General features: G+C 49.1%; 26 protein-coding genes and 1 riboswitch. Of the genes, 21 read left to right on the forward strand and 5 right to left on the reverse strand.

The window, feature by feature from the left end; translation table 11 throughout:
• The first annotated feature begins 1 nt into the window (after nucleotide 1).
• On the forward strand, nucleotides 2-331 hold the full coding sequence (locus EFER_RS10065; protein WP_000481836.1) for a DMT family transporter: 330 nt from the start codon (nucleotides 2-4) through the stop codon (nucleotides 329-331).
• 66 nt (nucleotides 332-397) lie between these two features.
• Here EFER_RS10065 and ldtA read toward each other — a convergent pair whose 3' ends face one another.
• The 4 genes from ldtA to pduF form a co-directional block, all read right to left on the reverse strand.
• Nucleotides 398-1324 carry a L,D-transpeptidase gene (gene ldtA, locus EFER_RS10070; protein ID WP_000621210.1) on the reverse strand — a complete coding sequence of 309 codons (927 nt, stop codon included), beginning with the start codon at nucleotides 1322-1324 and terminating at the stop codon, nucleotides 398-400.
• 214 nt (nucleotides 1325-1538) lie between these two features.
• Nucleotides 1539-2009, reverse strand: a complete 471-nt coding sequence (locus tag EFER_RS10075) for a hypothetical protein (protein ID WP_001193461.1) — start codon at nucleotides 2007-2009, stop codon at nucleotides 1539-1541.
• Nucleotides 2010-2227: 218 nt separating this feature from the next.
• Nucleotides 2228-2402: riboswitch (cobalamin riboswitch) on the reverse strand.
• Between the two features lie 121 nt (nucleotides 2403-2523).
• On the reverse strand, nucleotides 2524-3441 hold the full coding sequence (gene pocR / locus EFER_RS10080; protein ID WP_000622360.1) for a transcriptional regulator PocR: 918 nt from the start codon (nucleotides 3439-3441) through the stop codon (nucleotides 2524-2526).
• A 194-nt stretch (nucleotides 3442-3635) separates the two neighbouring features.
• Nucleotides 3636-4427 (reverse strand): propanediol diffusion facilitator PduF, encoded by a 792-nt coding sequence (gene pduF / locus EFER_RS10085; RefSeq protein ID WP_024256478.1) that lies wholly within the window; start codon nucleotides 4425-4427, stop codon nucleotides 3636-3638.
• Between the two features lie 504 nt (nucleotides 4428-4931).
• Here pduF and pduA point away from each other — a divergent pair.
• Genes pduA through EFER_RS10185 form a run of 20 tightly spaced genes read left to right on the forward strand, consistent with a single transcriptional unit; the run spans nucleotide 4932 to nucleotide 20673 of the window.
• A complete protein-coding gene (pduA, locus tag EFER_RS10090) occupies nucleotides 4932-5216 on the forward strand; it encodes a propanediol utilization microcompartment protein PduA (protein WP_015953494.1) in 285 nt (94 codons plus the stop codon).
• Complete coding sequence (gene pduB / locus EFER_RS10095; RefSeq protein ID WP_000097503.1) at nucleotides 5213-6022, forward strand: propanediol utilization microcompartment protein PduB; 810 nt, start codon at nucleotides 5213-5215, stop codon at nucleotides 6020-6022. Before pduA ends, pduB begins: the two co-directional genes overlap by 4 nt.
• Nucleotides 6023-6040: 18 nt before the next feature.
• Entirely contained in the window at nucleotides 6041-7705 is a 1665-nt protein-coding gene (gene pduC / locus EFER_RS10100) for a propanediol dehydratase large subunit PduC (protein WP_001256901.1), read from the forward strand.
• Between the two features lie 10 nt (nucleotides 7706-7715).
• Entirely contained in the window at nucleotides 7716-8378 is a 663-nt protein-coding gene (gene pduD, locus EFER_RS10105) for a propanediol dehydratase medium subunit PduD (protein ID WP_000405059.1), read from the forward strand.
• 14 nt (nucleotides 8379-8392) lie between these two features.
• Nucleotides 8393-8917 (forward strand): propanediol dehydratase small subunit PduE, encoded by a 525-nt coding sequence (pduE, locus tag EFER_RS10110; RefSeq protein ID WP_001090594.1) that lies wholly within the window; start codon nucleotides 8393-8395, stop codon nucleotides 8915-8917.
• A gap of 10 nt (nucleotides 8918-8927) precedes the next feature.
• On the forward strand, nucleotides 8928-10760 hold the full coding sequence (locus EFER_RS10115; RefSeq protein WP_001268868.1) for a diol dehydratase reactivase subunit alpha: 1833 nt from the start codon (nucleotides 8928-8930) through the stop codon (nucleotides 10758-10760).
• Complete coding sequence (locus tag EFER_RS10120) at nucleotides 10750-11100, forward strand: glycerol dehydratase reactivase beta/small subunit family protein (protein ID WP_000382982.1); 351 nt, start codon at nucleotides 10750-10752, stop codon at nucleotides 11098-11100. The genes EFER_RS10115 and EFER_RS10120 overlap by 11 nt, the downstream gene beginning before the upstream one ends.
• A gap of 19 nt (nucleotides 11101-11119) precedes the next feature.
• A complete protein-coding gene (pduJ, locus tag EFER_RS10125; protein ID WP_001057752.1) occupies nucleotides 11120-11395 on the forward strand; it encodes a propanediol utilization microcompartment protein PduJ in 276 nt (91 codons plus the stop codon).
• A gap of 25 nt (nucleotides 11396-11420) precedes the next feature.
• On the forward strand, nucleotides 11421-11855 hold the full coding sequence (locus EFER_RS10130) for a BMC domain-containing protein (RefSeq protein ID WP_000814169.1): 435 nt from the start codon (nucleotides 11421-11423) through the stop codon (nucleotides 11853-11855).
• The gene (locus tag EFER_RS10135; protein ID WP_000360798.1) at nucleotides 11855-12487 is read left to right on the forward strand and encodes a phosphate propanoyltransferase; all 633 of its coding nucleotides are present in this window, start codon (nucleotides 11855-11857) and stop codon (nucleotides 12485-12487) included. Before EFER_RS10130 ends, EFER_RS10135 begins: the two co-directional genes overlap by 1 nt.
• A complete protein-coding gene (gene pduM / locus EFER_RS10140) occupies nucleotides 12484-12975 on the forward strand; it encodes a microcompartment protein PduM (protein WP_001083653.1) in 492 nt (163 codons plus the stop codon). Before EFER_RS10135 ends, pduM begins: the two co-directional genes overlap by 4 nt.
• A gap of 3 nt (nucleotides 12976-12978) precedes the next feature.
• Entirely contained in the window at nucleotides 12979-13254 is a 276-nt protein-coding gene (locus EFER_RS10145) for a EutN/CcmL family microcompartment protein (protein ID WP_000549821.1), read from the forward strand.
• A 10-nt stretch (nucleotides 13255-13264) separates the two neighbouring features.
• Nucleotides 13265-14272: a two-domain cob(I)yrinic acid a,c-diamide adenosyltransferase PduO gene (gene pduO / locus EFER_RS10150; RefSeq protein WP_001029495.1), complete on the forward strand. Its 1008-nt coding sequence runs from the start codon at nucleotides 13265-13267 to the stop codon at nucleotides 14270-14272.
• On the forward strand, nucleotides 14269-15651 hold the full coding sequence (pduP, locus tag EFER_RS10155; protein WP_001097321.1) for a CoA-acylating propionaldehyde dehydrogenase PduP: 1383 nt from the start codon (nucleotides 14269-14271) through the stop codon (nucleotides 15649-15651). The genes pduO and pduP overlap by 4 nt, the downstream gene beginning before the upstream one ends.
• A gap of 10 nt (nucleotides 15652-15661) precedes the next feature.
• A complete protein-coding gene (locus EFER_RS10160) occupies nucleotides 15662-16774 on the forward strand; it encodes a 1-propanol dehydrogenase PduQ (RefSeq protein ID WP_000847521.1) in 1113 nt (370 codons plus the stop codon).
• The gene (locus EFER_RS10165; protein WP_001082437.1) at nucleotides 16771-18111 is read left to right on the forward strand and encodes a 4Fe-4S dicluster domain-containing protein; all 1341 of its coding nucleotides are present in this window, start codon (nucleotides 16771-16773) and stop codon (nucleotides 18109-18111) included. The genes EFER_RS10160 and EFER_RS10165 overlap by 4 nt, the downstream gene beginning before the upstream one ends.
• A 2-nt stretch (nucleotides 18112-18113) precedes the next feature.
• Nucleotides 18114-18668, forward strand: coding sequence for a propanediol utilization microcompartment protein PduT (gene pduT / locus EFER_RS10170; protein ID WP_000075780.1), 555 nt, complete (start codon nucleotides 18114-18116; stop codon nucleotides 18666-18668).
• Nucleotides 18668-19018: a propanediol utilization microcompartment protein PduU gene (gene pduU, locus EFER_RS10175; RefSeq protein ID WP_000431410.1), complete on the forward strand. Its 351-nt coding sequence runs from the start codon at nucleotides 18668-18670 to the stop codon at nucleotides 19016-19018. Before pduT ends, pduU begins: the two co-directional genes overlap by 1 nt.
• 4 nt (nucleotides 19019-19022) lie before the next feature.
• Complete coding sequence (gene pduV / locus EFER_RS10180; RefSeq protein ID WP_024256479.1) at nucleotides 19023-19469, forward strand: EutP/PduV family microcompartment system protein; 447 nt, start codon at nucleotides 19023-19025, stop codon at nucleotides 19467-19469.
• Nucleotides 19459-20673, forward strand: coding sequence for an acetate/propionate family kinase (locus tag EFER_RS10185; RefSeq protein WP_000018485.1), 1215 nt, complete (start codon nucleotides 19459-19461; stop codon nucleotides 20671-20673). Before pduV ends, EFER_RS10185 begins: the two co-directional genes overlap by 11 nt.
• A gap of 109 nt (nucleotides 20674-20782) precedes the next feature.
• Here the strand turns inward: EFER_RS10185 and EFER_RS10190 are convergent, their stop codons facing one another.
• Nucleotides 20783-21118, reverse strand: a complete 336-nt coding sequence (locus EFER_RS10190; RefSeq protein ID WP_000449651.1) for a DUF496 family protein — start codon at nucleotides 21116-21118, stop codon at nucleotides 20783-20785.
• Between the last annotated feature and the right edge of the window lie 154 nt (nucleotides 21119-21272).

Here is a 21272-nt window from a genome sequence, read left to right on the forward strand (position 1 = left end):
CATGTTTAATATTGGATTTTTATGGCTGGCACTTTCAATCGGTTCTGAAATAACCGGTACGTCGATGATCAAAAAAACCAACGGTTTTAGCCGGCTGTGGCCTTCTGTTCTGGTGGTATGTGCTTATTCAATGTGTTATTTCGCCCTGACCAGGGCAATGAGTACTATTCCGGTTGGTGTTGCCTATTCACTCTGGTGCGGCTTTGGGATTGTCGGCGTGACAATTTTCTCGATGATTCTGTATAAACAAAAGCCCGATTTACCCGCCATTTTTGCCATGCTGCTGATTATTAGTGGCGGCATTATTATGAATGTATTCTCAGGTATGTAATGACGTAAGGGTGTTTTATACAGCGCCATTTGTATTGCTTACAAATGGCGCATTCTAATTTACATATCAAAATGCTGTACGATTGATATTCACCGGCATTCCTGATCGACGTTCCATAGCGGCATTGGCACGTTGCACATCTACCTCTTGTCCGTTGATAAAAGCACGCAGCGCAGGGGTAATTGGTAACGGCACCTTTCTGTCAGACTCAAACTCCGCACGATTTCGTGATAACGGTTCATGAACTTCCAGCCAGTTCGAGCCATCTGGTTCTGTGGTGTATTTCACTGGCTGGTCAATAATTTGTACGCGCGTCCCAACAGGAACATTATCAAACAGATATTTGATATCGTTATCGCGCAGACGAATACATCCCTGACTTACCCTCAGTCCAATACCAAAGTTGGCATTCGTACCATGAATAGCATAAAGGCGACCAATATAGATGGCATACAACCCCATTGGGTTTTCCGGCCCGGCAGGAATAAATGCAGGCAGACTCTCCCCACGCTTTGCATATTCACGGCGGGTGTTTGGCGTTGGTGTCCACGTTGGCGCTTCCTGTTTACGCTCCACCGTCGTTACCCAATTGCGCGGCGTTTCACGCCCGGCCTGACCGATGCCAATGGGAAAAACTTCAACGGTCTGGCTGTCTGGTGGATAATAGTAAAGGCGCATTTCAGCCACATTCACCACCATCCCCTTACGGACTGTTGCCGGAAGAATAAGCTGTTGCGGCACGACCAGTGTTGAGCCTGATTTCGGTAAAAAAACATCAGTACCAGGGTTTGCCTCCAGCATATTGCTAAGCCCTTGCCCGTACTGCGCTGCAAATGTTTCCAGTGGTTGTGTGTTATGTTCAGGCACCTGAATGGTTAATGGTGCACCCACTAATCGGCTACCTTCTGGTGGAAGTGGGTAAGTTACCGCCAGACTCGTTTGCCAGACGGAAAGTAGAATAAAAGAACCAAGAATACATACACGACGTATCATTTCCCTTTCCTTAGTCGCGACAGATATTCAATAAGTATAGCTTTTATCAGACTTTTCGCTGGTAGCAGGTCAACAAGCCACAGCGACGCAGTAAAGGTTGTCGCTTAACTTAAAAGATTATTGACCTCGCATTCTTTGTTCATGCCGGATACAGCGTAAATGCTTTATCCGACAACATTGCGTTTGTTATCCGTCTCAGGATAGAGTCACTCCGCTACCTTGAAGCCACCAGCCTTGCTTCGCAAACCATATCGCTCTGTCGATGATATCCACGGATTAACGGCTGGCAAAAAACAGACTTACCTGATGAATTCTCATACCTGAACTCTGCAATGACGTTATTCAGATACTGTATTAGCGATGTCGCTTTACCTGAAGAACTGGATAATGTACGAGCCTGGTAATCGCTGAGTTTTTCAATCAAAATCAACGCTGGCCCTTCAGGATAGTGGCTTATTTCTGGCACTGCTGTTGCACTATTAGCAATAAAAATCAGCACCGAATAATCCGTAAAAGCATCCCTTAACGATTGCGCTGGCCCACCGTTAAATGGCAAAAATTCCTGTTGCCACTCCTCACCAATAAAACAGGTTATCGGCAACACATCCGCCAATCGGTTTGCCAGATTTATGTCGCCCTGTAAGAAGCAAAACAAAGCTATCGAGTCAGGCTTTATCGTTTGCATACCATAAGCCCCCACCTGACGCTTTGTTGTGAGTAGAATTTAACTCCGCCGTAAAAGCAGTTTGTAACTTTATGAATTGAATCTCTTTTGTTATCACTCTTTTGAGTGATTCACCTACATTTGCCGCCATACCCTGATCCTTTCTCAGGGTGGTAGGGGTGTAAGACGCGTCAGTACTCTGCCAGACGCTTCCGGGAAACCCACTTCCCACCGAAGTTGTTGGTTATAACCGACAGGCAGGTCTTCTGGCTTAGCGTCATCCTCTCCCGCCCTTCCCGACCTCTCAGTCAGTGGTATTTGCGGGGTTGTCAGCATCACAGCAGCGGGGGCTGTGAGGGATTCTCACCCTCTTCCCTGGCACAAATGTGCCAAACCTGTCAGCTAATGTTATGAGCTGATTTCATTTTGCTCATAACACGATATTTACGTCTGTACTTTAAATAATTCGCGTTGCAGCATATGCAACCTGAAGCATGACGAATTTACAAAAACCTCCATATTATTTACCAATTAATCAGGCCATCTGTGCAATAGCATTTTCGTTGATTTGCTGACGATATGCTTGCGGTGTTATCTGGTATGTCTGACGAAACACTTTGCAAAAATAGCTGGTTTGCGAGAAACCGAGATTTCGCGCAATGCTGCTAATACTCCAGTCACTGTGGCTAAGTAATTCACGGGCGCTGGCCATTCTCTGTTGATTAACCCAAGCATTAAAACCAATTCCATTATATTTTTTAAATAATTTACTGAAATAATAAGGGCTTAGATAAACGTGAGAGGCCACATCCTCCAGACGCAAATCGTCTGATAAATGTGCATCGATATAACGCAATGCTTTTTTCATTTTATTATCGTGCGGACTTGATGCTCGACTTTGACGGGCTATTTCAGAACCTGGCTTACTCTCTTTGATAACAATAAAATTGAGCTGATTCTTAAGACAGTTTTCAACAATAAGCTTCAGCAGGTCGGCTGACGCCATCACTCTTGAATAATCCATCTCTGGAACTTTGCGAAATTCATTCAGTAAATCAGGATCAGCTTGCCAACAATTATCGATATTTAAAATATCAACTAAATCAGCATCGCCATCATTACGTAAACGCACCTGACCACATAACACAAAACCAACCAAATGACCGGCAATCACCAATGGAATCGAAAAATCTGTTAACCCCGCATGGCAGCGATAAATACACGGCTTTTCAGACTTTGACGACTCAAAGCCACCGCAGCGATCACTCATTCGGCAGCGTTCGCTATGCTGAGGATGTTGGCGCATCAGTTGGCAAAAAGGGGTAAAGTTAAAAAGTTGCGAAATTTCGTCACCGTGGATGTTCACAATGACAACCGCCAGGCTGGTAGCTTGTGCAAAATCCTGCGCGATTTTATTAATGAGTTCTGAGTTTAATGTACTGGCAGAAATCATATAAAATCCCTTATTTGAATTATTGATATAATGAATATATAAAGCGAATTTTGTTTTTCTGCGTTACCATTCCATTTCATTGCCAGAAAACAAAACGGACAATAACAAAAGTCTCCTTTTGAGGGGAGACTTTTTGTTCAGTTCGGGAAAGCAGATCACGAAATAGCGTTATAAAAATGGCTAACAGCTTAAAATCACACCGATTCATTCGTGGGTAAGTTGTTACCAATAAAATAACGATAAATTGCAGCGCCGCCACAGGCACCTATTACCGGAGCTATTATTGGCACAATAAAATAGGGAATATCACGGCCACCTGTCATCGCTACATTGCCCCATCCGGCAAGCCATGCGAACAGTTTTGGACCAAAGTCACGCGCCGGGTTCATTGCAAACCCTGTCAACGGTCCCATGGAGGCACCAATGACCGCAACCAGAATACCAATTAACAAAGGCGCTAACGGCCCTTTCGGCACACCGTTACCGTCATCGGTTAATGCCATGATTAAGCCCATCAGGATAGATGTGATGACTATTTCCACCAGCAACGCCTGCCAGATACTCAGCGCTGCCGCCGGGTAAGTACTAAAGACACCCGCAACAGCCAGACTTTCTACGCTGCCACGCACCATATTGTGTGCCGTTTCATACTCGACAAAAAGGTTGCTGTACAGGAACCATGCGAGCACAGCTCCACTAAAAGCGCCAGCAAACTGCGCTAACGAATATGGCAACACCTTATGCGCAGGAAAACGGGCAAATAACCACAATGCGATTGTGACCGCAGGATTTAAATGCGCACCCGAGATCCCTGCTGTCAGGTAAACCGCCAGGGAAATCCCCAGCCCCCAAATAATACAAATTTCCCAAAGCCCAAGGCTTGCCCCGGCAAGTTTTGCTGCACAAACGCAGCCAATGCCGAAAAACAGAAATAGCCCGGTGCCTAAAAACTCGGCGATACATTGCGCTTTCAGTGAATCTTTCATCATGACACCTTCCTGGTTGAGTCTGTCGCTGATTAACCGTAGTTACGGGCGTTACTATAGAAACGCCTGCATATGAATTTGTTGCTCACCTGCGAAATATTTTTAATAAAATTTGGTCTTTTGATATTAAATTATTGCTTTCAAATTGCTTAATATTTGCGTATTCCTACTGAAAGAATCTCTATTACATCTCATGTTGTTAATAACAAAAAACCGTTATTTCTTAATGTTTGTTTTTTTTACATCCATCACAAGCTTTTTCGCGCGTAGCAAATTTTTTATTTAAAGTCACCAATAATAAAATTATTCTGCAAGGACAATCTCTAAAAAATGCTATTCACATCATTTTTATTTTTCTTTTAAAACATGACGATATAAAAACATACAGCAATTTTATACTACGCCTTTGCCACTAATTTTTTCATTCCATCCTGCAAGTCAGCCATTCTTTTTCTTCGCCAGTTTTTATAGTTCATAGCATCGGAAAAACCATGCGAGGTCTTTATGCAACAAGAAGCATTAGGAATGGTAGAAACCAAAGGGTTAACCGCAGCAATTGAAGCGGCTGATGCCATGGTGAAGTCTGCCAATGTGCTGCTGGTCGGCTACGAAAAAATCGGCTCAGGACTGATCACCGTAATCGTGCGTGGCGATGTCGGTGCAGTAAAAGCAGCCACAGATGCAGGTTCTGCCGCCGCACGCAATGTAGGCGAAGTTAAAGCTGTTCACGTCATCCCACGCCCTCACACCGACGTAGAAAAAATCTTACCGAAGGGAATTAACCCATGAGTAGCAATGAACTGGTGGAACAGATCATGGCACAGGTAATCGCCCGCGTGGCGACGCCGGAACAAACGGTTACCCCTGATACCCCACAAACCAAACGAGAGACGGCTATGGCAGGAAAATGCAGTTTAACGGAATTTGTTGGCACCGCCATTGGCGACACTGTAGGTCTGGTGATTGCCAATGTTGATAGCGCATTGCTCGACGCAATGAAACTGGAGAAGCGCTATCGCTCTATTGGCATCCTGGGGGCCAGGGTCGGCGCGGGTCCTCATATCATGGCGGCAGACGAAGCCGTTAAAGCAACAAATACCGAAGTGATTAGTATCGAGCTTCCTCGCGACACCAAAGGCGGCGCTGGTCACGGTTCGCTGATCCTGTTAGGTGGCAATGATGTTTCCGATGTGAAACGCGGAATCGAAGTCGCACTGAAAGAGCTGGATCGCACCTTTGGTGATGTTTATGCCAACGAAGCCGGCCACCTCGAACTGCAATATACCGCCCGCGCCAGCTATGCGCTGGAAAAAGCCTTTGGTACCCCCCTGGGCCGTGCATGTGGCGTGATTGTTGGCGCTCCGGCATCCGTCGGCGTGTTAATGGCAGACACAGCACTTAAATCCGCCAACGTTGATGTGGTGGCGTACAGCTCCCCCGCCAAAGGCACCAGCTACAGCAACGAAGTCATTCTGGTGATTTCCGGTGACTCCGGCGCCGTACGTCAGGCCGTCATTTCTGCCCGTGAAATCGGCAAAACCGTGCTGGCGACGCTGGGTTCAGAACCGAAAAACGATCGTCCGTCCTACATCTGATATCCGTGAGGCAGTTTCATGAGATCGAAAAGATTTGAAGCACTGGCAAAACGCCCCGTAAATCAGGACGGTTTTGTTAAGGAGTGGATCGAAGAAGGCTTCATTGCGATGGAAAGCCCGAATGATCCCAAACCATCCATCAAAATAGTCAATGGCGCAGTCACAGAATTGGATGGTAAATCCGTCAGCCAGTTTGACCTGATCGACCATTTTATCGCGCGTTATGGCATTAACCTTGCCAGAGCGGAAGAAGTTATCACCATGGATTCGGTCAAGCTGGCGAATATGTTGTGCGATCCCAACGTTAAACGTCGTGATATCGTGCCGCTGACCACCGCGATGACTCCAGCGAAGATTGTCGAAGTTGTCTCCCACATGAACGTGGTTGAGATGATGATGGCAATGCAAAAAATGCGTGCGCGTCGTACACCATCCCAACAGGCACACGTTACTAACGTAAAAGACAATCCGGTACAAATCGCTGCAGACGCCGCAGAAGGGGCATGGCGTGGATTCGACGAACAGGAAACCACTGTCGCTGTTGGTCGCTACGCCCCCTTTAATGCGATTGCGTTGTTGGTTGGCTCTCAGGTTGGTCGCCCAGGCGTTCTGACTCAGTGTTCTCTGGAAGAAGCCACCGAACTGAAACTCGGTATGCTTGGTCACACTTGCTACGCTGAAACCATTTCCGTCTATGGTACTGAACCCGTCTTCACCGACGGTGACGACACCCCATGGTCAAAAGGTTTCCTCGCCTCTTCGTATGCATCTCGCGGTTTAAAAATGCGCTTCACTTCCGGTTCTGGTTCAGAAGTCCAAATGGGCTATGCCGAAGGTAAATCGATGCTTTATCTGGAAGCTCGCTGCATTTACATCACCAAGGCGGCTGGCGTTCAGGGATTACAGAACGGTTCGGTAAGCTGCGTCGGTGTGCCTTCTGCTGTGCCATCAGGTATTCGGGCCATTCTGGCAGAAAACTTAATCTGTGCCGCACTGGATCTCGAATGCGCTTCCAGTAACGACCAGACCTTTACACACTCAGATATGCGTCGTACGGCCCGTTTCCTGATGCAGTTCCTGCCAGGTACTGACTTTATCTCCTCCGGTTTTTCTGCCGTGCCGAACTACGACAACATGTTTGCCGGTTCGAACGAAGATGCAGAAGACTTCGATGACTACAACGTCATTCAGCGTGACTTAAAAGTAGACGGTGGTTTACGCCCTGTACGCGAAGAAGACGTTATCGCTATTCGTAATAAAGCTGCTCGTGCCTTGCAGGCTGTATTTGCGGGAATGGGACTGCCACCGATCACGGATGAAGAAGTCGAAGCCGCGACTTACGCCCACGGTTCGAAAGATATGCCTGAGCGCAACATTGTTGAAGATATCAAGTTTGCTCAGGAAATTATCAACAAAAACCGTAATGGTCTGGAAGTCGTAAAAGCGCTCGCTAAAGGCGGCTTCACGGATGTTGCCCAGGACATGCTCAATATCCAAAAAGCGAAGTTAACCGGGGATTATCTGCACACCTCCGCCATTATCGTTGGCAATGGTGAAGTGCGCTCGGCAGTAAACGATGTCAATGATTACGCCGGTCCGGCAACAGGTTACCGCCTGCAAGGCGAACGCTGGGAAGAGATTAAAAATATCCCTGGCGCACTTGATCCCAACGAACTTGGCTAAGGGGTGAAAAATGGAAATTAATGAAAAACTGCTGCGCCAGATAATTGAACAAGTGTTATGTGAAATGCAAACCAGCGATAAGCCGGTTTCCTTTCAGGCATCCACAGCAACCGCAGCTCCGGCAGCTTCAGACAGCTTTCTGACTGAAATTGGGGAAGCCCGCCAGGGGACACAGCAGGATGAAGTCATCATCGCTGTTGGCCCGGCATTTGGTCTTTCACAAACGGTCAATATCGTGGGCTTGTCGCATAAAAGCATTCTGCGGGAAGTCATAGCGGGTATCGAAGAAGAAGGCATTAAGGCCAGGGTGATCCGCTGCTTTAAATCTTCCGATGTGGCCTTTGTCGCGGTTGAAGGTAATCGCCTGAGCGGTTCTGGCATATCTATCGGTATTCAGTCTAAAGGCACCACCGTTATTCACCAACAGGGGCTGCCACCGCTGTCTAACCTGGAGTTGTTCCCACAAGCTCCCTTGCTGACGCTGGAAACGTATCGCCAGATTGGCAAAAACGCTGCGCGCTATGCCAAACGTGAGTCACCGCAACCTGTACCAACGCTTAATGATCAGATGGCACGCCCGAAATATCAGGCTAAATCCGCCATTTTGCATATCAAAGAGACCAAGTACGTCGTGACCGGTAAAAACCCGCAGGAACTGCGCGTGGCGCTTTAATAAAGGATTTCCTCATGAATACCGATGCAATTGAATCGATGGTTCGGGACGTACTGAGCCGCATGAATAGCCTGGAGGGCGCAGCTCCTGCCCCTGCTCCGGTGACTACCCGCGGTTCTGCGCACCATGCAAAAGTCAGCGATTACCCGCTGGCAACAAAACACCCTGAATGGGTTAAAACCGCTACCAATAAATCGCTGGATGACCTCACGCTGGAAAACGTTCTGAGCGACAAAATCACCGCTCAGGATATGCGTATCACACCGGAAACCTTGCGGATGCAGGCGGCGATTGCCAAAGACGCCGGACGTGACCGCCTGGCAATGAACTTTGAGCGTGCCGCGGAACTGACTGCTGTTCCAGATGATCGCATTCTTGAGATCTACAACGCATTACGCCCGTACCGCTCTACGAAAGAAGAGCTACTCGCGATTGCCGATGATCTTGAGCGTCGTTATCAGGCCGTGATTTGTGCCGCGTTTGTTCGTGAAGCGGCTGCCCTGTATCTCGAACGCAAAAAACTGAAAGGCGACGATTAAGGGCGGAGATATGCGATATATAGCAGGCATTGATATTGGCAACTCCTCAACAGAAGTGGCGCTGGCGAAAGTAAGCGAGGAAGGTCATCTCACTATCCTCACCAGTTCCCTGGCTGAAACCACCGGGATCAAAGGCACATTGCGCAATGTGTTTGGTATCGAGGAAGCGCTTTCGCGTGCCGCAACGCAGGCGGGAATCAGCGTCAGCGATATTTCGCTTATCCGCATTAACGAAGCTACGCCGGTCATCGGAGATGTGGCGATGGAAACCATCACCGAAACCATCATCACCGAGTCCACGATGATCGGCCACAACCCCAAAACGCCTGGCGGTGTAGGGCTAGGCGTAGGTGTCACTATCACCCCAGAGCATTTGCTGACCTGCCTGGCAGATGTTCCTTATATTCTTGTGGTGTCGTCAGCGTTTGACTTCGCTGATGTCGCAGCAATGGTTAACGCTTGTGTGCGTGCCGGATACCAAATCACGGGCATCATTTTGCAACGTGATGATGGTGTGCTGGTCAGCAACCGACTGGATCACCCCGTTCCGGTTGTTGACGAAGTGCTTTATATCGACCGTATTCCACAAGGAATGCTCGCCGCAATTGAAGTGGCGATTCCTGGTAAAGTCATCGAAACGCTGTCGAATCCGTATGGTATTGCCACTGTTTTTCATCTCGATGCGCAAGAGACCAAAAATATTGTGCCGATGGCGCGCGCATTAATTGGCAATCGCTCAGCGGTGGTAGTGAAAACCCCCTCTGGCGATGTTAAAGCGCGATCCATTCCTGCAGGGAACATCGAACTGTTGTCGCAGGGATTAACCCGACGAGTTGATGTGGCAGCCGGAGCGGAAACCATTATGAAGGCCGTCGGTGACTGCCCACGTCTTGATAATGTTATCGGTGAAGCTGGCACCAATATTGGCGGGATGCTGGAGCATGTACGCCAGACCATGGCAGAACTGACCAATAAACCAACCGGTGAGATATTTATCCAGGATTTACTGGCAGTAGATACAGCCGTTCCGGTTACAGTTTCTGGTGGTCTTGCCGGGGAATTTTCGCTGGAGCAGGCAGTGGGAATTGCCTCAATGGTCAAATCAGACCGTCTGCAAATGGCAATGATTGCCCACGAAATTAAGCAGAAAATTAACGCCGAAGTTCAGGTGGGAGGCGCAGAAGCTGAAGCCGCCATCCTGGGGGCTTTAACAACACCCGGAACAACTCGCCCGCTGGCAATTCTTGATTTGGGCGCAGGTTCAACCGATGCCTCCATCATCAATCCGCAAGGCGAAATTATTGCCACCCATCTTGCCGGGGCAGGCGATATGGTGACGATGATCATTGCCAGAGAACTCGGACTCGACGACCGCTATCTGGCAGAAGAGATTAAGAAATATCCTTTAGCGAAAGTGGAAAGTCTTTTCCACCTTCGTCATGAAGACGGCAGCGTTCAGTTTTTTCCACAACCGCTGCCACCAGCAGTGTTCGCCCGTGTATGCGTAGTGAAGCCTGATGAACTGGTTCCATTACCGGGTGATTTAGCGTTAGAGAAAGTACGTGCCATCCGTCGCAGCGCAAAAGAGCGCGTATTTGTGACCAATGCATTACGTGCCCTACGCCAGGTTAGCCCGACCGGCAATATCCGCGACATTCCTTTTGTGGTGCTGGTTGGCGGTTCTTCGCTGGACTTCGAAATCCCACAACTGGTTACTGACGCTCTCGCCCATTACCGTCTGGTTGCCGGACGCGGCAATATTCGTGGCACCGAAGGTCCACGCAATGCTGTCGCTACGGGTCTGTTGCTCTCCTGGCAAAAGGAGCTGGCTGATGGACGTTAACGCCTCAACGCCGGCAATTGTCATTGCAGTTTCAAAAGAATGCCTCCCCCTCTGGCAGGAGGTGCTACTTGGTATTGAGGAGGAAGGGATTCCATTTGTTATCAATGAATCCCCTTTTGACGACGTGACCAAAAGCGCATGGCAAGCCGCATGCCACTCTCCGCTGCTCGTTGGCATTGCCTGTAATGCGCAGCAACTGATTGTCCATTACAAAAATTTACCCCCATCAGCGCCGCTTTTTACGCTGACAACACAACACCCCAGCCACGCCCGGCGAAGCACGGGCAATAACGCGGCAAGGCTGGTTAAAGGGATTCCCTTCCGGGAATACCAGGCTTAATTCACAGGAGAATTGCAGTATGAACAACGCACTGGGACTGGTTGAAACAAAAGGGTTAGTGGGCGCTATTGAAGCCGCCGACGCCATGGTCAAGTCTGCCAACGTACAACTGGTTGGCTACGAAAAAATTGGCTCCGGGCTGATTACCGTAATGGTACGTGGAGACGTTGGGGCAGTGAAAGCGGCTGTGGATGCAGGTAGTGCTGCAGCAAGCGCCGTTGGCGAAGTGAAGTCTTGCCATGTGATCCCTCGCCCACACAGCGACGTCGAAGCCATTTTACCGAAATCAGCTTAAACAGGTTGTAAAGGAGGAACACCGCGTGAAGCAATCACTGGGATTACTGGAAGTTAGTGGTCTGGCTTTAGCCATCAGTTGTGCGGATGTCATGGCAAAAGCCGCTGCCATCACGCTGGTGGGCTTCGAAAAGACCAACGGCTCAGGCTGGATGATGATCAAAATTACGGGCGATGTGGCCTCGGTACAGTCGGCCATTATCACTGGCGCCAGCTTTGCTGAACAGCGCCAGGGGCTTGTCGCCCATAAAGTTATTGCCAGACCCGGAGAAGGGATCCTTACACCTTTCTCTGCGGCTGCTCCTGTAACTGAAGTTGTTACAGAGGCTGATACTGCTGAAGAAATCCCCGCTGGCGACCTGGAAGCAAGCTGTAATCTTTGCCTTGATCCCGCCTGCCCACGACAGAAAGGCGAGCCGCGTTCACTTTGTCTCTACTCGGCTAAGAAAGGTGAAATGTAATGGACAAGCAATTACTGGAAACCGCCGTAGGCAAGGTGCTGGAAGAGATGCGGGAACGCCCTATTCCACTGGGCATTTCCAACCGTCATATCCATTTATCAGCGCAAGATTTTGCTCATCTGTTTCCCGGTCAGTCTATTAGCGTGAAAAAAGCGTTAATGCAGCCTGATCAGTATGCTGCCGAACAAACCCTGACGCTGGTTGGCCCCAAGGGCAAGCTGGAAAAAGTGCGTTTGCTTGGTCCATTGCGTAGCGCAAGTCAGGTTGAGGTTTCCCGTACCGATGCCCGTACATTGGGCATTACTGCGCCATTGCGGATGTCCGGGGACCTGCAAGGAACACCCGGCGTACGGTTGGTCAGCCCCTTTGCTGAACTGGAGATCACATCAGGGGTGATCGTTGCCCAGCGTCATATTCATATGTCTCCACTTGATGCGCTGATCCTGAATGTCTCGCATGGAGACAAAGTGTCGGTAGCGATTAAAGGCGATGAACGGCGACTCATTTTCGATAACGTCGCTGTTCGCGTGTCACCCGATATGCGGCTGGAAATGCATATCGATACTGACGAAGCAAACGCTGCCGGAGCAGATAACCCACAGGTTTGCGCCATGTTGGTCAACAAATCATGAACAGCGAACTGCTGGCAAAAATAGTGGATGAAGTTGTCGCCCGTTTACAACGCCGGGCGACAAGCGTCGCTATGTTAAGCGTTGCTCAATTGCGGGAAGCAAATCAGCGAACACTTTTCTGCCAGTACTCTGCTCTGCATATAGTGCAAATGGATATGCCTCTCCTGAAGCAAATTGCTCAATGTGATTGCTCAGACATTGCAGCATCCATCATCCATAACGCACTGGCGATAGGTGTTCGGGTCGGGATCTCTTTGCGTCAAGAGTTGCTGATGTTTTTACCCATCCGGCAACTTTCTGCCCTTCCTGTCGAATTGCATAACGAGTATGGACAGCACGTGGTTTTACATCCCAGCAAGCTTCTTAGCTATACCGATGTACTGAAATCTGGCGGTGAAATAGTGGTGTTACGCCAAAAGTGTCTGGTGACAGCCCTGGCGCGTGAAGCCGCTGAAGCCCGAAACATCCAATTAATAAAGCAGGAGTGAATTATGCATCTGGCCCGAGTCACTGGCGCGGTGGTTGCTACGCAAAAATCCCTCTCCCTGGTGGGAAAAAAACTTCTGCTGGTACGCCGGGTAACTGCTGAAGGGGAATTGCCAGAAAATCCACTCATTGGTGATGAAGTTGCCGTGGACTCTGTTGGCGCTGGTGTCGGTGAACTGGTTTTGTTGAGTAGTGGCTCCAGTGCCCGTCAGGTATTCACTTCACCAAATGAAGCCATCGATCTGGCTATCGTCGGCATTGTCGACTCGATTTCTCGTTAAGGAGTGAGTAATGGCGATTTATACCCGTACCGGCGATAAAGGCACAACCGCCCTGTTTACCGGTCAACGCGTCAGCAAAACCCATCCGCGAGTTGAAACCTACGGCACGTTGGATGAGTTAAATGCGGCGTTGAGTTTGTGTCGCTGCGCGGTAGAAAGCCCGGAGCGCCGCAGCCTGCTGGAAGCCGTCCAGTTACAAATATTCTGGTTTAGTGCCGAACTCGCCAGCGAAAGTGAACAACCTTCAGCGCAACAACAGAGTATCAGTGCCAGAGAGATAGCCGAACTGGAGGCGGCCATCGATCATGCAATGAGTCGTGTTCCGCCTGTTCACAGTTTTATTTTACCTGGTCGTAGTGAAGCTGCCAGCCGACTGCATTTTGCCCGAACGTTAGCGCGTCGGGCGGAACGTCGCCTGGTGGAACTTAGCGAGCAGTTCCCCGTCCGGAATGAACTCCAGCGTTATATCAACCGCCTGTCAGACTGCTTATATGCTCTGGCTCGCGCAGAAGATCATGAAAATCATCAAAAAAATCTTATTCAGGAAGTGACCGCCCGCTATCTGGCTGCGGTTACCACCCAAACGCATAAGGAATCTGCTATGTCGCTCTCATTTCAGGAACTTCATCTGTTAACCCGTGCTGCAATTGCGCGCGCCGAAGAACTTCACATTCCGGTAGTCATCAGCGTCGTTGATGCTAATGGTACGGAGTCAGTCACCTGGCGGATGCCTGATGCCCTTCTGGTCAGCAGTGAGTTGGCACCCAAAAAAGCCTGGACTGCTGTGGCAATGAAGATGGCAACTCACGATCTTGCCGCGGCGGTGCAACCTGGCGCATCGCTTTATGGGCTTGATACCCACATGCAAGGCAAAGTTGTTACCTTCGGCGGTGGCTTTCCATTATGGCGTGACGGTTCAATTGTCGGTGGACTCGGAGTCAGTGGCGGCAGTGTAGAACAAGATATGGATATTGCTCAGACCGCTGCAGCGGCAATCAATGTGAGAACAATGAAATGAATACCCGCGAACTGGAAAACATCATCCGCAATATTCTGCGCGAACAACTGAGCACAACAGCAGATGCCCCGACGAATGGCATTTTTGATTCTGTTGATGAAGCGATTAATGCCGCCCATCAGGCCTTTTTGCGCTATCAACAATGCCCACTGAAAACCCGTAGCGCCATTATCAGCGCCATTCGCCAGGAGCTGACTCCACATCTCGATATGTTGGCGACAGAAAGCGCCAACGAAACAGGCATGGGCAATAAAGAGGATAAATTCCTCAAAAACAAAGCCGCGCTCGATAACACACCAGGTATTGAAGACCTGACCACAACCGCGCTCACTGGTGATGGCGGCATGGTGTTATTTGAATATTCGCCTTTTGGTGTTATTGGTTCTGTGACGCCGAGCACTAACCCAACCGAAACCATTATTAACAACAGTATTAGCATGTTAGCCGCTGGAAACAGTGTCTATTTCAGCCCACATCCGGGGGCAAAAAATATCTCTTTGAAATTGATTGCCATGATTGAAGAGATCGCTTTTCGCTGTAGCGGTATCCACAACCTGATTGTCACCGTTGCTGAACCAACATTTGAAGCCACACAGCAAATGATGACTCACCCCAATATCGCCGTTCTGGCGATTACCGGTGGACCTGGCATTGTCGCAATGGGCATGAAAAGCGGTAAAAAAGTCATTGGGGCTGGCGCCGGAAATCCGCCATGCATCGTAGATGAAACCGCAGATCTGGTAAAAGCTGCGGAAGATATTATTAATGGTGCCTCGTTTGACTACAACCTGCCCTGCATTGCTGAGAAAAGCCTGATTGTCGTTGAGGAGATTGCAGGTACGTTGGTGCAACAAATGCAGAATTTTGGCGCTCTGCTTCTCAACAAAGAGGAAACCGATAAGTTACGTGACGTTTGTCTGCCACAAGGAATGGCAAATAAACAACTGGTAGGTAAAAGTCCGGCAGCTCTGTTGCAGGCGGCAGGCATTGCTGTGCCGCTAAAAACACCACGTCTGTTAATTGCCCTTGTTGACGCCTGCGACAAGTGGGTAACCAGCGAACAACTTATGCCAATGCTGCCAATCGTAAAAGTTAAGGATTTCGATAGCGCACTGACGCTGGCACTGAAAGTGGAAGAAGGTTTGCATCACACCGCCATTATGCACTCGCAAAATGTTTCGCGACTCAACCTGGCAGCCCGGACCTTACAGACCTCAATCTTTGTTAAGAATGGTCCGTCATATGCTGGTATCGGTGTCGGTGGTGAAGGATTTACCACCTTTACGATCGCTACCCCCACGGGTGAAGGTACTACCTCGGCCAAAACGTTTGCCCGTTCCCGTCGTTGCGTGTTGACCAGCGGTTTTTCGATCCGTTAATGAGGGTGCAATGAAAACCTTTTCCCTGCAAACGCGCCTGTACAGTGGCATCGGTAGTCTGAAAGTACTGAACCGCTTTACTCACAGGCATATCTGGATAATTTGCGATGGTTTTCTGGCACATTCTCCGCTGCTGGAAACCTTGCGCGGCGCGCTGCCTGCGGATAACAAGATCAGCATTTTTACTGATATCACTCCCGATCCAACTATTGAGACCGTGGTTAAAGGGATTGCGCAAATGCAGTCCCTGCGCCCGGACGTCGTGATTGGTTTTGGTGGCGGCTCAGCACTGGATGCGGCAAAGGCCATTGTCTGGTTTAGCCGTCAATTCGGTATTGAAATTGAAACCTGCGTGGCTATCCCCACCACCAGCGGTACAGGCTCAGAAGTGACCAGCGCTTGCGTGATTAGTGATACACAAAAGGGCATTAAATATCCGTTGTTTGATAAAGAATTGTATCCGGATATGGCTATTCTCGACCCTTCCTTTGTGGTGAGTGTCCCCGCCAATATTACTGCAAACACCGGAATGGATGTTCTTACCCATGCGTTGGAAGCTTATGTTTCTCCTCGTGCCAGTGATTTTACCGATGCACTGGCAGAAAAAGCTGCGCAAATTGTCTTTCAATATTTACCCGTCGCAGTAACAAAAGGTGATTGCCTGGCGACGAGAGGCAAAATGCATAACGCCGCTACCCTTGCAGGTATGGCTTTTAGTCAGGCTGGACTGGGATTAAATCATGCCATTGCGCATCAACTCGGTGGACAGTTTCATTTGCCACACGGACTTGCTAATGCCCTGTTATTAAATGCTGTTATTCGTTTTAACGCCGGGGAGTTGCGTGCTTTAAAGCGCTATGCACGACTCGCCAAAGCCTGTCATCTCTGCCCGGACAACGCCAGTGACAACGCTGCGCTCAGTGCTCTTATCCAGCGAATTGAATCACTAAAAAAAGCCTGTGCAATTCCCTCCATTCACATTGCACTTAAAGAAAACACAATGCACTGGTCACAACGTATTCCGGTAATGGTTGAAGCGGCACTGGCTGACGCCACGCTTAAAACCAATCCCCGTGCCGCCAATGCCAGTGCCATCTGTGAACTGCTTGAGGAGTTGCTATGAACAGAGTTATTGATTGCGATGGCGACACAATCCGCGAGCGTGTCCGTGCTGCGGGAGTCGTCGGTGCCGGCGGTGCAGGTTTTCCAACATGGGTTAAATTACAGGCTCAGGTAGATACTTTTCTGGTCAACGCCGCTGAATGCGAACCCATGTTGAAAGTTGATCAGCAATTGATGGCGCAGCAAGCAGAACGTCTGGCGCGTGGTGTCTTGTACGGAATGAAAGCCACTGGTGCGAGTCACGGTATCATTGCCCTGAAAGAGAAATATCAACCTGCCATCAAAGCACTCTCTGAATTACTGCCAGCAGAAATCAGGTTACATATTTTGCCTGATGTCTATCCGGCAGGAGATGAAGTATTAACCATCTGGCTGGCAACGGGCCGTCGGGTTCCTCCCGCTGCGCTACCTGTCAGTGTGGGTGTAGTCGTTAACAATGTACAAACGGTACTCAATATCGCCAGAGCGGTTGAGCAAGGTCTGGCAGTAACACGGCGAACGTTAACAGTTAACGGCGCGGTTGCCAGACCTGTAACACTGACGGTGCCGATTGGTATTTCGTTACGTGAAGTGCTGCAAATGGCGGGTGGCGCAACAATTGACACGCCAGGTTTTATCAATGGCGGTCCGATGATGGGCAGCTTAATCACTTCACTGGATACCCCGGTCAGTAAAACAACAGGCGGATTGCTGGTACTTCCTGATTCTCACCCCCTTATCCAGCGCAGAAAGCAAAACGACAATGCCGTACTTTCCGTCGCACGTACTGTCTGCGAACAGTGCCGCTTGTGTACTGACCTGTGCCCACGACACCTTATAGGTCATGAGTTATCGCCGCATCTGCTGGTTCGTGCTGTTAACTTTCAATCTGTTGCAACACCACAGGTGCTACTAAGTGCCTTGACCTGTTCTGAATGTAACGTTTGTGAAAGTGTCGCCTGTCCGGTGGGTATTTCACCAATGCGAATTAATCGCATGATTAAACGTGAATTACGCGCACAAAATCTGCGTTATGAAGGGCCGTTAAATCCGCAGGATGCGATGGCGAAATATCGCCTCGTTCCCGTAAAGCGACTGATTGCTAAATTAGGTTTAGCCCCGTGGTATCACGATGCGCCGTTCAGCAATGAACAGGCGGAAATTACCAGCACCACGCTTTTATTGCGCCAGCATATTGGCGCCAGTGCTATTCCCTGTGTAAAACCTGGCGAACAAGTTACACGTGGACAGTGTGTGGCAGACATTCCTCAGGGAGCGCTGGGAGCGCCCATTCACGCAAGCCATGACGGCATTATCAGCGAAGTTACAGAGCACGCCATTACGGTGGTAAGAGGTTAAACATGTCGCAAGCAATAGGTATTTTGGAACTGACCAGTATCGCCAAAGGCATGGAAACAGGCGATGCCATGTTAAAGAGTTCCAGTGTGGATTTACTTGTCAGTAAAACCATTTGTCCGGGTAAGTTTTTGTTAATGCTGGGTGGTGATGTTGGCGCAGTTCAGCAGGCCATTATGACTGGTACAACGCTTGCTGGTGAAATGCTTGTAGATAGTCTGGTTTTGCCCAACATTCACGCCAGTATTCTGCCTGCGATTAGTGGACTGAATAGTGTTGAGCAACGCAGTGCTGTTGGGGTGGTGGAAACCTGGAGCGTGGCGGCCTGCATCAGCGCGGCTGATCGCGCAGTTAAAGCCGCCAATGTCACGCTGGTGCGTGTGCATATGGCATTCGGTATCGGTGGCAAATGCTACATGGTGGTAGCGGGTGATGTTTCAGATGTTGAGAACGCAGTCACCGTCGCCAGCGAATGTGCCGGGGAAAAAGGTTTACTGGTTTATCGTTCAGTGATCCCACGTCCCCATGAGGCAATGTGGCGTCAAATGGTGGAGGGATAATGGAAAATCAGCCTCAAACTGAACGTATGATTCAGGAATATGTACCTGGAAAACAGGTTACCCTGGCGCATTTGATTGCTAATCCTGGTAAGGATTTGTTCAGCAAACTTGGTTTACCCAATACAGTTTCAGCACTGGGTATTCTGACGATTACCCCCAGCGAAGCATCAATTATTGCTTGTGATATTGCCACCAAATCCGGTGCGGTAGAGATAGGCTTTCTTGATCGTTTTACCGGTTCAGTAGTACTGACAGGCGATGTCTCCGCCGTTGAATATGCACTAAAACAGGTAACGCGTACGCTGGGGGAAATGCTGCGTTTTACCGCCTGCCCCATTACCCGGACGTAGCATGATGAAACGTATGATGTTAATTGGCCCAAGCCAGTGCGGGAAGACCTCCCTGACACAGTGGATGCGGGGTGAAACGCTACGTTATCAGAAAACTCAGGCCATTGTCTGGACGCCTGCCACGATTGATACCCCCGGCGAGTATCTGGAAAACCGCAGACTTTACAGTGCGCTACTGGTTAGCGCATGTGAGGCAGATGTTATAGCTCTGGTGCTGAATGCCAATGCCACATGGTCGCCCTTTTCTCCGGGATTTACCGGACCGATGAACAGACCAACAATTGGTATTCTCACCAAAGTAGATTTGGCTGACGAGCAAAATGTTTCACGAACTGAACAGTGGCTCAAACAAGCCGGAGCACAGCAGATTTTCATTACCAGCGCAGTCGCCAAAAGTGGACTGGACGAAATATTTACTTATTTGAATGTAGAGGCTCTTCATGTCACATAAAATCATGGCGATTAACGCGGGCAGCTCATCGCTTAAGTTTCAGTTACTGGCAATGCCGGAAGGCGAAATCTTATGCCAGGGAATAATTGAACGTATTGGTCTTGCGGATGCACGCCTTGTAGTCAAAACAGCGACCGAGAAATGGCAAGAAATTACCCCTGTCGCCGATCATCGTGAAGCCGTCACTTTATTGCTTGAACAGCTTATTAATCGGAAGATTATTAATAGCTTACATGATATCGATGCTACCGGGCATCGTGTAGCCCATGGGGGTGAGACGTTTAAGGATTCCGCGCTGGTGACAGATGATGTTATGGCAGAGATTGAACGTCTTGCGGAACTTGCACCTCTACATAATCCGGTCAACCTGTTGGGGATAAATATCTTCCGCCAGTTGCTTCCCTCAGCCCCAACAATCGCCGTTTTCGATACAGCTTTTCATCAAACACTTGAAATGCCAGCTTATATTTACCCTCTGCCCTGGCGCTACTACCACGAACTTGGAATTCGCCGCTACGGTTTTCATGGCACCAGCCATAAGTATGTCAGTGGTAAATTAGCGGAAAAACTGGGCGTACCTCTCAGTGCATTGCGGGTAGTATGTTGTCATCTTGGTAACGGCAGCAGTGTTTGTGCAATAAAAGGCGGAAAATCGGTCAATACGTCTATGGGATTTACGCCACAATCAGGCGTCATGATGGGGACTCGCAGCGGTGATATTGATCCGTCAATTTTACCGTGGATTGCGTTGCGTGAAGGTAAAACACCGCAAGAGCTGAACCAACTCTTAAATAATGAATCGGGGTTGTTAGGGGTTTCCGGGGTTTCACCCGATTTTCGTGATATTGAACAGGCTGCAGAAAATGGTAATCAGCAGGCGCAACTGGCACTCGCCCTCTTTGCTGAACGCATCCGCGCCACCATTGGCAGCTACGTCCTGCAAATGGGCGGACTGGATGCCCTGATCTTTACTGGCGGTATCGGGGAAAACTCTGCCAGGGCGCGTGCAGCAATTTGCAACAATCTACATTTCCTTGGGTTGAGCATTGATGCCGATAAAAATCAGCACAATGCAACCTTTATACAGTCAGAACAGGCAATGGTTAAAGTTGCAGTAATAAACACTAATGAAGAGTTAATGATTGCGCGTGATGTGATGCGTATTGCTTTGCCAGAACCGGCATTACAGGAAGTGCTTGCATAAAAAAAAGTATGGTGAGGATCAGAACGATCCTCACCACTATAATCGCCATACTTCAAGTTGCATGTACTGCGTCTGCCTGCAACTTGAATTATTCAGAGTCTATAAAGCGTTATTCTGCTTTTGCTTCGCCGTTTTTCAGTTCGCCAATCGCTTTCAGCTTTTTGGAGATCTCACGACGTTCTTTCGAAAGTTCAGCATTTTTGATGATGTAATCATCAACACGGTCTTCATAATCACCTTTCATGCTGGCGATAATGCCCTGAATAGCTTCAACGCTCATACCCGGCTTAATGTAGTCACTCAGGTTATCCAGCAGCAGAACACGTTTCTGGTTGTCACGGATCTTTTTCTCAACGTCCTGAATTTCACGTTGCAGTTTGTTCTTACGACGGAACAGACGGACAAATTCCAGCACGTCCTGGAAAGAAGGTTTGTTAGTTTCCATTTCTATACCCCTGATAAAGTGAGAGTCGGATTCGTATGAGCAACCGCTTAAGGGTAAACATTACTTTTAGCCGTTGCAGATGACAATGATTTTATCCCTGGGCGTTATCATACCCGTAAACGATGCTGAATCGAAGCAGCAGCGGCGTTATTCA

The sequence above is a fragment of the Escherichia fergusonii ATCC 35469 genome (assembly GCF_000026225.1).
GTDB lineage: Bacteria > Pseudomonadota > Gammaproteobacteria > Enterobacterales > Enterobacteriaceae > Escherichia > Escherichia fergusonii.

Coding starts and splice junctions, on each gene's coding strand:
- EFER_RS10185 (WP_000018485.1), top strand. CDS start 19,459: ATGTCACATAAAATCATGGCGATTAACGCGGGCAGCTCATCGCTTAAG.
- EFER_RS10075 (WP_001193461.1), bottom strand. CDS start 2,009: ATGCAAACGATAAAGCCTGACTCGATAGCTTTGTTTTGCTTCTTACAG.
- EFER_RS10145 (WP_000549821.1), top strand. CDS start 12,979: ATGCATCTGGCCCGAGTCACTGGCGCGGTGGTTGCTACGCAAAAATCC.
- ldtA (WP_000621210.1), bottom strand. CDS start 1,324: ATGATACGTCGTGTATGTATTCTTGGTTCTTTTATTCTACTTTCCGTC.
- EFER_RS10115 (WP_001268868.1), top strand. CDS start 8,928: ATGCGATATATAGCAGGCATTGATATTGGCAACTCCTCAACAGAAGTG.
- pduO (WP_001029495.1), top strand. CDS start 13,265: ATGGCGATTTATACCCGTACCGGCGATAAAGGCACAACCGCCCTGTTT.
- pduT (WP_000075780.1), top strand. CDS start 18,114: ATGTCGCAAGCAATAGGTATTTTGGAACTGACCAGTATCGCCAAAGGC.
- EFER_RS10190 (WP_000449651.1), bottom strand. CDS start 21,118: ATGGAAACTAACAAACCTTCTTTCCAGGACGTGCTGGAATTTGTCCGT.
- EFER_RS10120 (WP_000382982.1), top strand. CDS start 10,750: ATGGACGTTAACGCCTCAACGCCGGCAATTGTCATTGCAGTTTCAAAA.
- EFER_RS10135 (WP_000360798.1), top strand. CDS start 11,855: ATGGACAAGCAATTACTGGAAACCGCCGTAGGCAAGGTGCTGGAAGAG.
- EFER_RS10160 (WP_000847521.1), top strand. CDS start 15,662: ATGAAAACCTTTTCCCTGCAAACGCGCCTGTACAGTGGCATCGGTAGT.
- pduV (WP_024256479.1), top strand. CDS start 19,023: ATGAAACGTATGATGTTAATTGGCCCAAGCCAGTGCGGGAAGACCTCC.
- pocR (WP_000622360.1), bottom strand. CDS start 3,441: ATGATTTCTGCCAGTACATTAAACTCAGAACTCATTAATAAAATCGCG.
- pduD (WP_000405059.1), top strand. CDS start 7,716: ATGGAAATTAATGAAAAACTGCTGCGCCAGATAATTGAACAAGTGTTA.
- pduE (WP_001090594.1), top strand. CDS start 8,393: ATGAATACCGATGCAATTGAATCGATGGTTCGGGACGTACTGAGCCGC.
- EFER_RS10065 (WP_000481836.1), top strand. CDS start 2: ATGTTTAATATTGGATTTTTATGGCTGGCACTTTCAATCGGTTCTGAA.
- pduM (WP_001083653.1), top strand. CDS start 12,484: ATGAACAGCGAACTGCTGGCAAAAATAGTGGATGAAGTTGTCGCCCGT.
- pduJ (WP_001057752.1), top strand. CDS start 11,120: ATGAACAACGCACTGGGACTGGTTGAAACAAAAGGGTTAGTGGGCGCT.
- pduB (WP_000097503.1), top strand. CDS start 5,213: ATGAGTAGCAATGAACTGGTGGAACAGATCATGGCACAGGTAATCGCC.
- pduC (WP_001256901.1), top strand. CDS start 6,041: ATGAGATCGAAAAGATTTGAAGCACTGGCAAAACGCCCCGTAAATCAG.
- EFER_RS10165 (WP_001082437.1), top strand. CDS start 16,771: ATGAACAGAGTTATTGATTGCGATGGCGACACAATCCGCGAGCGTGTC.
- pduF (WP_024256478.1), bottom strand. CDS start 4,427: ATGAAAGATTCACTGAAAGCGCAATGTATCGCCGAGTTTTTAGGCACC.
- pduA (WP_015953494.1), top strand. CDS start 4,932: ATGCAACAAGAAGCATTAGGAATGGTAGAAACCAAAGGGTTAACCGCA.
- pduP (WP_001097321.1), top strand. CDS start 14,269: ATGAATACCCGCGAACTGGAAAACATCATCCGCAATATTCTGCGCGAA.
- pduU (WP_000431410.1), top strand. CDS start 18,668: ATGGAAAATCAGCCTCAAACTGAACGTATGATTCAGGAATATGTACCT.